11 protein-coding genes are annotated in these 13,821 nt (G+C 72.7%); 8 read left to right on the top strand and 3 right to left on the bottom strand.

The window, feature by feature from the left end; translation table 11 throughout:
- Positions 1-66 precede the first annotated feature (66 nt).
- Positions 67-1,485 (bottom strand): NAD(P)/FAD-dependent oxidoreductase, encoded by a 1,419-nt coding sequence (locus tag AC4OR8_RS12080; protein ID WP_492165807.1) that lies wholly within the window; start codon positions 1,483-1,485, stop codon positions 67-69.
- Positions 1,470-1,943, bottom strand: coding sequence for an Lrp/AsnC family transcriptional regulator (locus tag AC4OR8_RS12075; RefSeq protein ID WP_492165806.1), 474 nt, complete (start codon positions 1,941-1,943; stop codon positions 1,470-1,472). The genes AC4OR8_RS12080 and AC4OR8_RS12075 overlap by 16 nt, the downstream gene beginning before the upstream one ends.
- Before the next feature lie 167 nt (positions 1,944-2,110).
- Between AC4OR8_RS12075 and AC4OR8_RS12070 the strand changes: the two genes are divergently transcribed.
- The 4 genes from AC4OR8_RS12070 to AC4OR8_RS12055 are packed head-to-tail and all read left to right on the top strand — an operon-like array spanning position 2,111 to position 6,252.
- The gene (locus AC4OR8_RS12070) at positions 2,111-3,304 is read left to right on the top strand and encodes a polyamine ABC transporter substrate-binding protein (RefSeq protein WP_492165805.1); all 1,194 of its coding nucleotides are present in this window, start codon (positions 2,111-2,113) and stop codon (positions 3,302-3,304) included.
- Entirely contained in the window at positions 3,288-4,496 is a 1,209-nt protein-coding gene (locus AC4OR8_RS12065) for an ABC transporter ATP-binding protein (protein WP_492165804.1), read from the top strand. The genes AC4OR8_RS12070 and AC4OR8_RS12065 overlap by 17 nt, the downstream gene beginning before the upstream one ends.
- Positions 4,496-5,443: an ABC transporter permease gene (locus tag AC4OR8_RS12060; RefSeq protein ID WP_492165803.1), complete on the top strand. Its 948-nt coding sequence runs from the start codon at positions 4,496-4,498 to the stop codon at positions 5,441-5,443. The genes AC4OR8_RS12065 and AC4OR8_RS12060 overlap by 1 nt, the downstream gene beginning before the upstream one ends.
- Positions 5,440-6,252: an ABC transporter permease gene (locus AC4OR8_RS12055; RefSeq protein ID WP_492165802.1), complete on the top strand. Its 813-nt coding sequence runs from the start codon at positions 5,440-5,442 to the stop codon at positions 6,250-6,252. The genes AC4OR8_RS12060 and AC4OR8_RS12055 overlap by 4 nt, the downstream gene beginning before the upstream one ends.
- A 309-nt stretch (positions 6,253-6,561) precedes the next feature.
- On the opposite strand, the gene AC4OR8_RS12050 is transcribed toward AC4OR8_RS12055, so the two are convergent.
- Positions 6,562-7,947, bottom strand: coding sequence for an aspartate aminotransferase family protein (locus tag AC4OR8_RS12050; protein WP_492165801.1), 1,386 nt, complete (start codon positions 7,945-7,947; stop codon positions 6,562-6,564).
- 128 nt (positions 7,948-8,075) lie between these two features.
- On the opposite strand from AC4OR8_RS12050, the gene AC4OR8_RS12045 reads away from it, so the two are divergent.
- From AC4OR8_RS12045 to gabT, 4 genes are all read left to right on the top strand, one after another.
- A complete protein-coding gene (locus tag AC4OR8_RS12045; protein ID WP_492165800.1) occupies positions 8,076-9,701 on the top strand; it encodes an amidohydrolase in 1,626 nt (541 codons plus the stop codon).
- A 78-nt stretch (positions 9,702-9,779) separates the two neighbouring features.
- Positions 9,780-11,213: a gamma-aminobutyraldehyde dehydrogenase gene (locus tag AC4OR8_RS12040; protein WP_492165799.1), complete on the top strand. Its 1,434-nt coding sequence runs from the start codon at positions 9,780-9,782 to the stop codon at positions 11,211-11,213.
- 4 nt (positions 11,214-11,217) lie between these two features.
- Positions 11,218-12,432, top strand: a complete 1,215-nt coding sequence (locus tag AC4OR8_RS12035) for a saccharopine dehydrogenase family protein (protein ID WP_492165798.1) — start codon at positions 11,218-11,220, stop codon at positions 12,430-12,432.
- Entirely contained in the window at positions 12,429-13,808 is a 1,380-nt protein-coding gene (gabT, locus tag AC4OR8_RS12030) for a 4-aminobutyrate--2-oxoglutarate transaminase (protein ID WP_492165797.1), read from the top strand. Before AC4OR8_RS12035 ends, gabT begins: the two co-directional genes overlap by 4 nt.
- Positions 13,809-13,821: the final 13 nt, after the last annotated feature.

Genomic DNA, 13,821 nt, shown 5'->3' with positions numbered 1-13,821 from the left:
GTGGCCCCGCCCACGCCCGGGGCGCGGTGCCCGGTGCGGTGCGGTGCGGTGCGCGGTGGGACGAGGTCAGCCCAGCAGGGGCGCGATGGCCCGGGCGAGCAGCGAGGGACGGCGGGTGAGCCGCTCCTCGGCGTCGGCCCAGGTGGTGGCGGCGAGGCCGGCGTTGATGCCGAGCCACCGCAGCGGCTCCGGCTCCCAGGCGGGGGAGCGGTGCCCGACCCACGGCAGCGTCGTGAGGTCGGTGTCGCGGCCCAGCACGAGGTCGCGCAGCGTGCGTCCGGCCAGGTTGGTGGTGCTCAGGCCGTCGCCGACGTACCCGCCGGCCCAGGCCAGGCCGGTGGCGCGGTCGAGCCCCACCGACGCGCTCCAGTCGCGCGGCACGCCGAGCGCGCCGCCCCAGGCGTGGGTGACGGTGTAGCCCCGCAGCACCGGGAACAGCTCGAGCAGCGCGGCCCAGAGCCCTGCGTGCACCTGCCGGTCGGCGTCGAAGGAGGGGTGGGTGCGCGAGCCGAGGTGGTACGGCGCGCCGCGGCCGCCGAAGGCCAGCCGGTCGTCGGCCGTGCGCTGGCCGTAGACGATGAGGTGGCGGTGGTCGCTGAACGTCTCGCGGCGGGCCAGCCCGATCTCCTCCCACACCTGCGCCGGCAGCGGCTCGGTGGCGATCATCAGCGAGTAGACCGGCGCCACGGCCCGACGCAGGCCCGGCAGGTGGGCGGTGTAGCCCTCGGTGGCGCGCACCACCACGTCGGCGCGCACGGTGCCGTGGGCGGTGACGGCCCGCGCCGGCTCGATGCGGGTCACCCGGGTGCCCTCGTGCACGCGGACGCCGGCCCGCTCCACCGAGCGCGCCAGCCCCCGCACCAGCCGCGCGGGGTGCAGCGCCGCGCAGTCGGGGGTGTACGTCGCCCCGAGCACGTCGGTCGCCCCGAGCAGGGCGCGCGCCTCACCGGCGTCGAGCAGCCGCAGGTCGTCCTCGTCGCGCCCCCAGGCGCGTGCCTCGGCCACCTCGTGGCGGGCCCGCGCCAGCTGGGGGGCCGTGCGCGCCACCACCACGGTGCCGCCGTGCGCGACTCGGGCGTCGACGCCGGCCTCGCGGGCGGCCCGCAGCACCTCGCCGACGGTGTCGCGCATCGCGCGGTGCTGGCGCAGGGCGTCCCCACGCGTCGAGCGGGCCGCGAGCGTGGGCAGCGTGGCGGGGAACAGCGCCGAGCACCAGCCGCCGTTGCGCCCCGACGCGCCGTACCCGCACACCTCGGCCTCCAGCACGACCACGCGCAGGGTGGGGTCGGCCTCGGCGAGGTAGTGCGCCGTCCAGAGCCCGGTCAGCCCCCCGCCGACCACCACCACGTCGGCGTCGGTGTCACCGGGCAGCGGCGCGCGCGGCGTCCAGTCGTCGTCGGCCGTGGCGTGCCAGAGCGACAGCCCGGCGTACGCCTCGTGGCCGCCGGTGCCGGTGCCGCCCCCGGTGCTCAGCGCACGCCCCACGAGTAGGTCTGCTTGCGCAGCTCGAGGTACATGAAGGTCTCCGTGGCCACGACGCCGGGCACGGTGCGGATGCGGGTGGAGAGCAGCTCGAGCAGGTGCTCGTCGGACTCGCAGACGGCCTCGACGAGCAGGTCGTAGGACCCGGCGGTGATCACGACGTAGTCGACCTCGGGCATCTCCGCCAGGGCGTCGGCCACCGGCTCGAGCGGCCCGGTGGCCTTGATGCCGACCATCGCCTGGCGCGGGAATCCGAGCTGGAGCGGGTCGGTGACGGCGACGACCTGGATGACCCCGCTCTCGGTGAGGCGCTGCACACGCTGGCGCACGGCGGCCTCGGAGAGGCCCACCACCTTGCCGATCGCGGCGTAGGAGCGGCGGCCGTCCTGCTGCAGCTGCTCGATGATGGCCTTGGAGACGTCGTCGAGGTGGGGCACGGCCCGACCGGGCTTGCGGTTCATGCCCCGCAAGGTACCCCCCGAGCCGTCCGCATGCGTGGACTCGGCCCGGCCAAACGCACGATTTCGTTGCGAGAAGGTTTCGGCTCGACCGGATCGCTTGTCGCCGAGCGGTGTGCGTGGCACCATCCGATGACCTGCCCGTGCCGGACCGTCCAGACAGGAGCGTCATGGCCTCGCCCCGTCCCCGCCCCACCGGGCTGTTCTCCCGCCGCACGCTGCTGCGCGGCGGCGGGGCCCTCGCCGTGGGCGGTGCCAGCGTGGCGGCGCTCAAGCTGCCGGTCTTCGAGGTGGCCGGTGCGGCCCAGGACCCGATGACCTGCCGGGCGCGGGACGTCTCGGCCGACGAGGCCCGCCTGGTGATCTCGAACTGGCCGCAGTACATCGACCCGCGCGGCAACAAGAACGGCACCTACCAGCTGTTCACCGAGCGCACCGGCATCGCCGTGGACTACACCGACGACGTCAACGACAACGCCGAGTTCTACGCGAAGGTGCGCAACCAGCTCGGCACCTGCGAGCCGATCGACCGCGACATGATCATGCTGACCGACTGGATGGCCGCCCGGATGATCGGGCTGGGCTGGGTCCAGCCGCTCGACCGTGACCGCGTGCCGAACCTGCACGCCAACCTCATCGAGCCGCTGCGCGGCCTGCAGTGGGACCCCGACCTCGAGTACCACGCGCCGTGGCAGACCGGCCTGACCGGCATCGCCTACGACGCCAGCCGCACCGACCCCGTCGAGAGCTTCGCCGAGCTCATCTCCCGCCCCGACCTCAAGGGCCGCATCAGCCTGCTCACCGAGATGCGCGACACGATGGCGTTCATGCTCAAGGTCACCGGGTCGGACCCGGAGGACTTCGACGACGACGCCTGGGCCGACGCGATCGACCGGCTGCGCCAGGTGGTCTCCGACGGGCACGTGCGGGCCTTCACCGGCAACGAGTACGTGCAGGACCTCGCCGCCGGCAACGTCGTGGCCTGTGAGGCGTGGTCGGGCGACGTCATCCAGCTGCAGTTCGACAACCCCGACATCAAGTTCGTCACGCCGGAGGAGGGGCTGGCGCTGTGGAGCGACAACATGATCGTGCCGAACCTCGCCACCCACACCGCCAACGCCGAGGCCTGGATCGACTACTACTACGAGCCGGCGGTGGCCGCGAAGCTCGCCTCGTGGGTCAACTACATCTGCCCGGTGCAGGGCGCGCAGGAGGAGATGGAGGCGATCGACCCCAGCCTGGTCGACAACCAGCTGATCTTCCCCAGCGAGGACTCCCTCGCCGCCACCTTCGGCTTCATGCCGCTCGACGACCAGCAGACCGCGCAGTACGAAGGGGAGTGGGCCGATGTCACAGGTGGTTGACGGGACCGGGACGACGGCCGGCGCGACCGGCACCCCTGGCGTGGCCGGCGCTGCTGGCGCCGCGGACGGCGCGGCGTACGACGGGCTGCGGCTGCGGGCGGTGACCAAGCGCTTCGCGACCTTCACCGCCGTCGACGCGCTCGACCTCGACGTGCCGGCCGGCTCGTTCTTCGCGCTGCTGGGGCCCTCGGGCTGCGGCAAGACCACCACGCTGCGGATGGTCGCCGGGCTGGAGACGCCCACCAGCGGCACGATCTCGCTGGGCGAGGACGACATCACCTGGGCCAAGCCCTACCGGCGTCCGGTCAACACCGTCTTCCAGAGCTATGCGCTCTTCCCGCACCTCGACATCTTCGAGAACGTCGCCTTCGGCCTGCGCCGCCGTGGCGGCGGCGACGTGAAGACCCGGGTCGCGGAGATGCTGGACCTCGTCGAGCTCGGCTCGCAGGCACGCAAGAAGCCGGCGCAGCTCTCCGGCGGCCAGCAGCAGCGGGTGGCCCTGGCCCGGGCCCTGATCAACCAGCCGAAGGTGCTGCTGCTCGACGAGCCGCTGGGCGCCCTCGACCTGAAGCTGCGCCGGGGCATGCAGATCGAGCTCAAGCGCATCCAGACCGAGGTGGGGCTCACCTTCGTCCACGTCACCCACGACCAGGAGGAGGCCATGACGATGGCCGACACCGTGGCCGTGATGAACGCCGGCGTCATCGAGCAGATGGGCGCCCCGGCCGAGCTGTACGAGAACCCGCGCTCGACGTTCGTGGCGAACTTCCTCGGCCAGTCCAACCTCGTCGCCGGCCGGGTGATCGCGCGCGCCGCCGACGTCACCACCGTCGACATGCACGGCATCACCGTGTCGGTGCCGTCCACCCGCACCCACACCACCGGTGACGCCGGCTGGATCGGCATCCGGCCCGAGAAGGTGCTGATCGGCGAGGAGGGCGCCGAGCTGGACGCCCCGGGCAACACGATCCCGGGCGGCGTCGTCACCGACGTCAGCTTCAACGGCGTCAGCACGCAGTACCTCGTGCGGATGCCGTGGGGCCAGGAGCTCCAGGTGTTCGCGCAGAACACCGGGCGCCAGCGGATGTTCGCCACCGGCGAGCGCGTCGAGCTGTCGTGGCGTCCCGAGTACGCCTTCCTCCTCGACGCCGCCCAGGACGCCACCGCCGGCGCGCAGCGGGACGGGCGCTGATGGCCAGCGCCGCGGGCGTGCAGCCGCCGCCGACGTCGACCCGCGCCGACGACGGCGACGCCGGCGGCGAGGAGCCCCTCGACCCCGGCAGCCCGACCGGTCGCCGTCGCGGCCTGACCGGCTACCTCCTGCTCGCCCCGGCCGTGGTGTGGCTAGCACTGTTCTTCGTGGTGCCGTTCTACTCGCTGGCCGCCACCAGCCTGTACGACCCCAGCGGCTCCGACTTCCGCGGCTACGAGATGACCTACGAGGTCGGCAACTACGTCGACGCGCTGGGGGAGTACTGGCAGCCGCTGCTGCGTGCGCTGATGTACGGCGCCGCCGCCACCCTGATCTGCCTCGTGCTGGGCTACGTGCTGGCCTACGCGATCGCGTTCAAGGCGGGGCGGTGGAAGAACCTGCTGCTGGTGCTGGTGATCGCGCCGTTCTTCACCAGCTTCCTGCTGCGCACCCTGTCGTGGAAGCTGATCCTGGCCGACGACGGGTTCGTCGTCGACGCGCTGCAGACGGTGCACCTGCTCGGTGACGACGGCCGGCTGCTGGCCACGCCGGTGGCGGTGGTGGCCGGGCTCGCCTACAACTTCCTGCCGTTCATGGTGCTGCCGCTCTACGCCAGCATCGACAAGATCGACCACCGCCTGATCGAGGCCTCCGCCGACCTCTACGCCCGGCCCTTCGTCGGCTTCTGGCGCGTCACCTGGCCGCTGTCGCTGCCCGGTGTCGTGTCCGGGACGCTGCTCACCTTCATCCCGGCGTCGGGTGACTACATCAACGCCCAGCTGCTCGGGAGCCCCAACCAGCGGGTCATCGGCAGCGTCATCCAGGGCCAGTTCACCGACGCCGGCGACTACCCCTCGGCGGCGGCGCTGTCGATGGTGCTGATGGTGCTGATCGTCGTCCTGGTCCTGATCTACGTGCGCCGCGCCGGCACCGAGGAGCTGCTGTGAACTCCGCGTCCGCTGGCCGCTGGCTGCGCGAGCACCTCGTGCTCCTGCTGGGCCTGCTCGTGCTGCTCTACACGTTCGTGCCGATCGCGGTCGTCGTGCTGATGAGCTTCAACGAGGGCACCCGCAACGTCTACGCCTTCCAGTCCTTCACCCTCGACAACTGGGCCAACCCGTGCGAGGACGCCTCGATGTGCGAGTCGCTGTGGGTGAGCATCCGCATCGGGGTGCTGGCCACCCTCGGCGCCACCCTGCTCGGCACGCTCGCGGCGTTCGCGCTGGTGCGCCACGACTTCCGCGGCCGCTCGGCGTCCAACCTGCTGATCTTCCTGCCGATGGCCGCCCCCGAGATCGTGCTGGGCTCGTCGCTGCTGGCGCTGTTCGTGGCGTCGGGCTTCTCCGGGCAGCTGGGCTTCTGGACGATCCTCATCGCCCACGTGCTGTTCTGCCTGTCGTTCGTCGTGGTGACGGTGCGCTCGCGCCTGGCCGGCATGGACGACTCCCTCGAGCAGGCCGCCATGGACCTCTACGCCACGCCCTGGCAGACCTTCTGGCGCGTCACGTTCCCGCTGGTCTTCCCCGGCATCCTCGGCGCGGCGCTGCTCAGCTTCTCGCTGTCCTTCGACGACTTCATCATCACCAACCTCAACGCCGGCACCGAGCTCACCTTCCCCATGTACGTCTGGGGCGCCAGCCAGCGCGGGGTGCCGATGCAGGTCAACGTCGTCGGCACCGTCATGTTCGCTCTCTCGGTGGCCATCGTCGTCGCCGCCGAGCTCGCCAGCCGCCGCCGCTCCCGCGCCCTCACCTGACCCGGCCCCCCGTTCGGTGGTCGTCAGGGCGCGCAGCGCCCGTCCCTTTCGTTGGTCGGCAGGGCGCGCAGCGCCCGTGTCGAGGCCCCCGCAGCCTGCGCTGGTAATCGCTCTGGGTCGCGTCCCAGCGGACGGTCGCGTGGTCTCGATACACCTCGTCGCTGGCGCTCCTCGGCACTCGACCAACGAGGCGGGGCTCGTTGGTCGGCAGGGCGCGCAGCGCCCGTGTCGCAACCTCCGCAGCCCGCGCTGGAACCTGCCCCGGCACACCTCGCCGTCGACCACCGAGGCGCGCGTGCGGGCACGGCGTCAGATGTGCGTCCAGGCCTTCTCGAGCACGGTGCGCAGGATCTGCTCCATCTCGTCGAAGTGCTCCTGGGTGCAGATCAGCGGGGGAGCGAGCTGGATGACGGGGTCGCCGCGGTCGTCGGCGCGGCAGTAGAGGCCCTCGGCGTACAGCGTCTTGGAGAGGAAGCCGTAGAGCAGCCGCTCGCTCTCCTCGTCGTCGAACGACTCCTTGGTGTCGCGGTCCTTGACCAGCTCGATGCCGTAGAAGTACCCGTCGCCGCGGACGTCGCCGACGATCGGGAGGTCCTTCAGCTTCTCCAGCGTGGCGCGGAAGCCGCCCTCGTTGGCCCGCACGTGCTCGAGCACCTTCTCGTTCTCGAAGGCGTCGAGGTTGGCCAGCGCCACGGCGCAGGAGACGGGGTGGCCGCCGAAGGTGTAGCCGTGGGCGAACCACTCGGAGCCGTGCAGGAACGGCTCCATCAGCCGGTCCGAGGCGATCATCGCGCCGAGCGGGGCGTAGCCCGAGGTGAGGCCCTTGGCGCAGGTGATGATGTCGGGCTGGTAGTCGTAGCGCTCGGCGCCGAACATGTGTCCGAGGCGGCCGAAGGCGCAGATGACCTCGTCGGAGACCAGCAGGACGTCGTACTGGTCGCAGATCTCCCGCACCCGCTGGAAGTAGCCGGGCGGCGGCGGGAAGCACCCGCCGGCGTTCTGCACGGGCTCCAGGAAGACCGCCGCGACGCTGTCGGGACCCTCGTTCTCGATCGCCACCGCGATCTGGTCGGCGGCCCACCGGCCGAACGCCTCGACGTCGTCGCCGCTGGGACCGAGGGCGTGGGCGGGCGCGCGGTAGGCGTTGGTGTTCGGCACCCGGAACGTCGAGGGCACCAGCGGCTCGAACTGCTGCTTGAGCGCCGGCAGCCCGGTGATCGACAGCGCCCCCTGGGTGGTGCCGTGGTAGGCGATGGTGCGGCTGATCACCTTGTGCTTCATCGGGCGGCCGGTGAGCTTGTAGTAGTTCTTCGCCAGCTTCCACGCGCTCTCCACGGCCTCCCCGCCGCCGCTGGTGAAGAAGACCCGGTTGAGGTCACCGGGGGCGTACGCCGCCACCCGCTCGGCCAGCCGCACCGCGCTCGGGTGGGCGTAGGACCACAGCGGGTGGAACGCCAGCTCCGCGGCCTGCGCGGCGCCGGCCTGCGCGAGGTCGGTGCGGCCGTGGCCGAGCTGGCTGACGAACAGCCCGGCGAGGCCGTCGAGGTAGCGGCGGCCCTTGGCGTCGTAGATGTAGGCGCCCTCGCCGCGCACGATCATCGGCACGTCGGCCGACGCGTAGGAGCCGTGGCGGGTGAAGTGCATCCACAGGTGGTCCTTGGCGGCCTGCTGCAGGTGGTCGTAGTCGGGGAGCATGTCGCCATGATGCGGCTGCGACAGGCGCTCGTGCAAGCGGAATCGGTGGTGTTCAGCGCGAAACGACACCGAATCCGTCGTCCCGAGACGCTCCGCAGCGACCCCGCGGGGTCTGCTTCACTGCAGCCATGACCGTCACCGCCTTCGTCCGGGGCCAGCTCTTCGACGGCCACCACCACCGCGGCGACGTCGGCGCGGTCGTCGTGCGCGACGGCGTGGTGGTGCAGGTCGGGGGCGCGGCGCCCCGCGGGGCGCAGGTGGTCGACCTCGCCGGCGGGCTGCTCGCCCCGGGGTTCGTCGACGCCCACGTGCACGCCGTGCAGGGCGGCCTGGAGCGGGTGCGCTGCGACCTGTCCGCGCTGCGCACGCGGGAGGAGTACCTCGACGCCGTCGGCGCGTACGCCGCCGCGCACCCCGACCTGCCCTGGGTGCTCGGCGGCGGCTGGGCCATGGCGGCCTTCCCCGGCGGCACGCCGAGCGCCGCCGACCTCGACGCGGTCGTGCCCGACCGGCCCGTGCTGCTGCCCAACCGCGACCACCACGGCGCCTGGGTCAACTCCGCGGCCCTGCGGCTGGCCGGCGTCGACGCGCACACCCCTGACCCGCCCCACGGGCGCTTCGAGCGCGACGCCCGGGGCCGGCCGACCGGCACCCTCCACGAGGCGGCGATGGGCGTGGTCACCCGCCACCTGCCGCCGGTCTCGGAGGCGGAGTACGACGCCGCGCTGCTGGCCGGCCAGGCCTACCTGCACTCGGTCGGGGTGACCGGCTGGCAGGACGCCATCATCGGGGCGTACGCCGGCATGGACGACCCGGGCCCGACGTACCTGCGCGCGGCCCGCCGCGGCGACCTCACCGCCCACGTCGTCGGCGCGCTGTGGTGGGACCGCGAGCGCGGCCTGGAGCAGCTGCCCGAGCTCGTGGCGCGCCGCGAGGCCTACAGCCACGGCCGGTTCCGCGCCACCAGCGTGAAGGTGATGCAGGACGGCGTGGCCGAGAACGGCTCGGCCGCGCTGACCGCGCCGTACCTCGACCGCTGCGGCCACGCCACCGTCAACAGCGGGCACTCCTTCGTCGACCCCCGCGCGTTGGTGTCGTACGTCGCCGCACTGGCGGCCGCCGACTTCCAGGTGCACGTGCACGGCATCGGCGACCGGGGAGTGCGCGAGGCCCTCGACGCCTTCGCCGCCCTCGACGACGACCTGCGCCGCCGCGGGCGCCACCACGTGGCCCACCTGCAGCTGGTGCACCCCGACGACGTCGCCCGCTTCGGCGAGCTCGGCGTGGCCGCCAACGTGCAGGCGCTGTGGGCCTGCCTCGACGAGCAGATGCTCGAGCTGACGCTGCCGTTCATCGGCCCTGAGCGGGCGCGGTGGCAGTACCCCTTCGGGGACCTCCACCGCAGCGGCGCACGGCTGGTGGCCGGCAGTGACTGGCCGGTCTCCACGCCCGACCCCCTCCAAGCGATCCACGTCGCGGTCAACCGGTGGGCGCGCGGCGAGGCCGGGCGCGGGGGCAACGAGCAGTTCCTGCCCGAGCAGGCCCTCGACCTGACCACCGCCATGGCGGCGTACACCTCGGGCAGCGCGTGGGTGAACCACCGTGACGACGTCGGGGCCGGCACCGTCGCGGTGGGCGCCGTGGCCGACCTCGTGGTGCTCGACCGCGACCCGTTCCTGGGACCGCCGCAGGAGGTGGGGGAGGCGCGCGTGGTGTCGACCTGGGTCGACGGGACGTGCGTCTTCGTGGCCTGAGGCGCCTGAAACGATTGATCCCGCACCGAAACGCCCGTCGGCCTACAGATTCCGTCGATCGGTGTCTAGGGTGTGGCCATGGCCGACCAGACCTTCAGCAACGTCGTCAACGGTGAGCTCGTCGCGGCGGTGAGCGGGGCGACGTACGACGTCGAGGACCCCTCCACCGGCGAGGTGTACGCCGCCGCCCCGCTCTCCGGCGCCGAGGACGTCGAGCGCGCGTACGCCGCCGCCGACCGCGCGTTCGAGACGTGGGGCGAGACCACCCCGCAGGAGCGGATGACCGCCCTGCTCGGCATCGCCGGCGCCCTGGAGGCCCGCAGCGACGAGTTCGTGCGGGTGGAGTCGCAGGACACCGGCAAGCCGCTCGGGCTCACCGCCACCGAGGAGCTGCCGATCGGCGTCGACCACTTCCGCTTCTTCGCCGGCGCCGCGCGGATGCTCGAGGGCCGCTCGGCGGGGGAGTACCTCGCCGACCACACCTCGTGGATCCGGCGCGAGCCGATCGGGGTCATCGGGCAGGTGACCCCGTGGAACTACCCGCTGATGATGATGATCTGGAAGATCGCCCCGGCGCTGGCCGCGGGCAACACCGTCGTCCTCAAGCCCAGCGACACCACGCCCGCCACCTCCGTGCTGCTCGCCGAGCTGGCGCAGGAGTTCCTGCCGCCGGGCGTGCTGAACGTCGTGTGCGGCGACCGCGACACCGGTCGCCGGCTCATCGAGCACCCCACCCCACAGATGGTGTCGATCACCGGCTCCGTCCGCGCCGGCATGGAGGTCGCCGGGGCCGCGGCCGCCGACCTGAAGAAGGTGCACCTCGAGCTCGGCGGCAAGGCACCCGTGGTGGTCTTCGACGACGCCGACGTGGCCAGGGCCGCGGCCGCGATCGCCGAGGCCGGCTACTTCAACGCCGGGCAGGACTGCACCGCCGCCACCCGCGTGCTGGTGGCGCCCGGCGTGCACGACGAGTTCGTCGCCGCGCTCGCCGAGGCCGCTCGCGGCACCCGCACCGGCCCGCCCGACGACGAGGACGTGCTCTACGGCGCGCTCAACAACGCCGACCAGCTCGCCCGCGTGTCCGGGATGGTCGACCGCCTGCCCGACCACGCCGCGCTGCAGACCGGCGGGGCGCGCCAGGGGGAGCGCGGCTACTTCTACGAGCCCACCGTGGTCTCGGGGCTGCGCCAGGACGACGAGCAGGTGCAGACCGAGATCTTCGGCCCGGTCATCACGGTGCAGCGCTTCACCGACGAGGCCGAGGCGCTGCGCTGGGCCAACGGCACGCAGTACGGGCTCTCGTCGTCGGTGTGGACCGCCGACCACGGCCGGGCGATGCGCATGTCGAAGCGCCTCGACTTCGGCGTGGTGTGGATCAACACCCACATCCCGTTCGTCTCCGAGATGCCCCACGGCGGGTTCAAGCACTCCGGCTACGGCAAGGACCTCTCGGCCTACAGCCTCGAGGACTACACGCGCATCAAGCACGTGATGAGCCACATCGGTGAGTAGGCCCATGCGCATCCTGCTCGTCGGCGCGGGGGGCGTGGGCTCGGCGTTCGCCGCCATCGCCGCGCGCCGCGACTTCTTCGAGGCCGTCGTGGTCGCCGACCACGACGAGTCCCGCGCGGTGGCGGCCGCCGCCGGCGACGACCGCTACTCCGCCACCCGCGTCGACGCCTCCGACGCCGCCTCGGTGACGGCGCTGTGTCGCGAGCACCGGATCACCCACGTGATGAACGCCGTCGACCCGGTCTTCGACATGCCGGTCTTCGAGGGCGCGTACGCCGCGGGCGCCGACTACCTCGACATGGCGATGTCGCTGTCGCGGCCCCACCCCGAGGCGCCGTACGAGAAGTGCGGGGTCAAGCTCGGTGACGAGCAGTTCGCGGTGGCCGGCGAGTGGGAGGCCGCGGGCCGGCTGGCGCTGGTCGGCATGGGGGTGGAGCCGGGGCTCTCCGACGTGTTCGCCCGCTACGCCGCCGACCACCTGTTCAGCGAGATCGAGGAGCTCGGGACCCGCGACGGCGCCAACCTGGTGGTCACCGACGACGACGGCAACGAGGTCTTCGCGCCGTCGTTCTCCATGTGGACCACCATCGAGGAGTGCCTGAACCCCCCGGTGGTCTGGCGCGACGGGCAGTGGTCGACCACCGCGCCGTTCAGCGAGCCGGAGGTCTTCGACTTCCCCGAGGGCATCGGGCCGGTGGAGTGCGTCAACGTCGAGCACGAGGAGGTGCTCCTCATGCCGCGCTGGATCGACTGCCAGCGGGCGACGTTCAAGTACGGCCTCGGCGAGGAGCTCATCGGCCTGCTGAAGTCGCTGCACACCCTGGGCCTCGACCGCACCGAGCCCGTCAGCGTGAAGGGCGTGCTGGTCAGCCCTCGCGACGTCGTCGCCGCGGTGCTGCCCGACCCCGCCACCGTCGGTCCCCGCATGCGCGGCAAGACCTGCGCGGGGCTGTGGGTCACCGGCCGTGGCAAGGACGGCGCGCCGCGCTCGACGTACCTCTACCACGTGGTCGACAACGCGTGGACGATGCAGGAGTACGGCCACCAGTGCGTTGTGTGGCAGACCGCGGTCAACCCCGTCGTCGCGCTCGAGCTGCTGGCCACCGGCGTGTGGCAGGGGGTGGGCGTGCTGGGCCCGGAGGCCTTCGACGCCGTACCCTTCCTCGACCTGCTCACGGCCTACGGCAGCCCGTGGGGGACCAAGGAGATGGACTCGTGACCGACACCCAGCAGCACCGCCCGACCAGCAGCACCAGCCCGGCCGGCCCGACCAGTGCAGGGCTCCCGCAGGAGCGCCGGCTGGTGACCGCGATCCCGGGCCCGGCCTCTCTCGAGCGACTCGAGCGCAAGAAGGCCTACGTCGCCGACGGGGTCGGCACGACCCTGCCGGTCTTCGTGGTCGCCGCCGGTGGCGGCGTGGTGGTCGACGTCGACGGCAACTCCCTGATCGACCTCGGCTCGGGCATCGCGGTCACCACCGTCGGCAACGCCGCGCCCGCGGTGGTCCGCAACGTCACCGAGCAGGTGCAGGCCTTCACCCACACCTGCTTCATGGTCACCCCCTACGACGGGTACGTCGACGTCGCGCAGGCCCTCGCCGAGCTCACGCCCGGCGCCCACGCGAAGAAGTCGGCGCTGTTCAACTCGGGCGCCGAGGCGGTGGAGAACGCGGTGAAGATCGCCCGCGCCGCGACCGGCAAGGACGCGGTGGTGGTCTTCGACCACGCCTACCACGGCCGCACCAACCTCACGATGGCGATGACCGCCAAGAACATGCCCTACAAGCACGGCTTCGGCCCGTTCGCCGGCGAGGTCTACCGCGCGCCGATGTCCTACCCCTTCCGCGACGGGCTCTCCGGCGAGGACGCCGCCGCCCGGGCGATCGACGTCATCGAGAAGCAGGTCGGCGCCGCCAACCTGGCCTGCGTCGTGATCGAGCCGGTGCAGGGCGAGGGCGGGTTCGTCGTCCCGGCGGCCGGCTTCCTGCCCGCGCTGTCTGCGTGGTGCACCGCCAACGACGTGGTGCTGGTGGCCGACGAGATCCAGTCGGGCTTCTGCCGCACCGGCGACTGGTTCGCCAGCGACCACGAGGGCGTCGTGCCCGACCTGGTCACCACCGCCAAGGGCATCGCCGGCGGCCTGCCGCTGGCCGCGGTGACCGGCCGCGCCGAGCTGATGGACGCCGTGCACGCCGGCGGCCTCGGCGGCACGTACGGCGGCAACCCGCTGGCCTGCGCGGCCGCCCTCGGCGCGCTCGAGGAGATGCGCGAGCACGACCTCGTCGGCCGCGCCCGCGCGGTGGGGGCCCTCATGCAGGAGCGGCTCACCGCGCTGGCCGCCGAGCACGCCGTGGTCGCCGACATCCGGGGCCGCGGCGCGATGATGGCGATCGAGCTGTGCGAGCCCGGCACCACCACCCCCGACGCCGCGCGCACCGCCGCGGTCGCCTCGTGGTGCCACCGCAACGGCGTCGTGGTGCTGACCTGCGGCACGTGGGGCAACGTGTTCCGGTTCCTGCCGCCGCTGTCGATCTCCGACGAGCTGCTCCAGGAGGCCTTCGACGTCGTCGCCGAGGCGTTCGCCGCCACGGCCTGAGCGGCCCCGGCCG

The sequence above is a fragment of the Nocardioides sp. FY1077 genome, assembly GCF_058681775.1.
The sequence above is the reverse complement of the archived record's forward strand: the minus strand, read 5'-3'. Positions and strand labels throughout refer to the sequence as shown.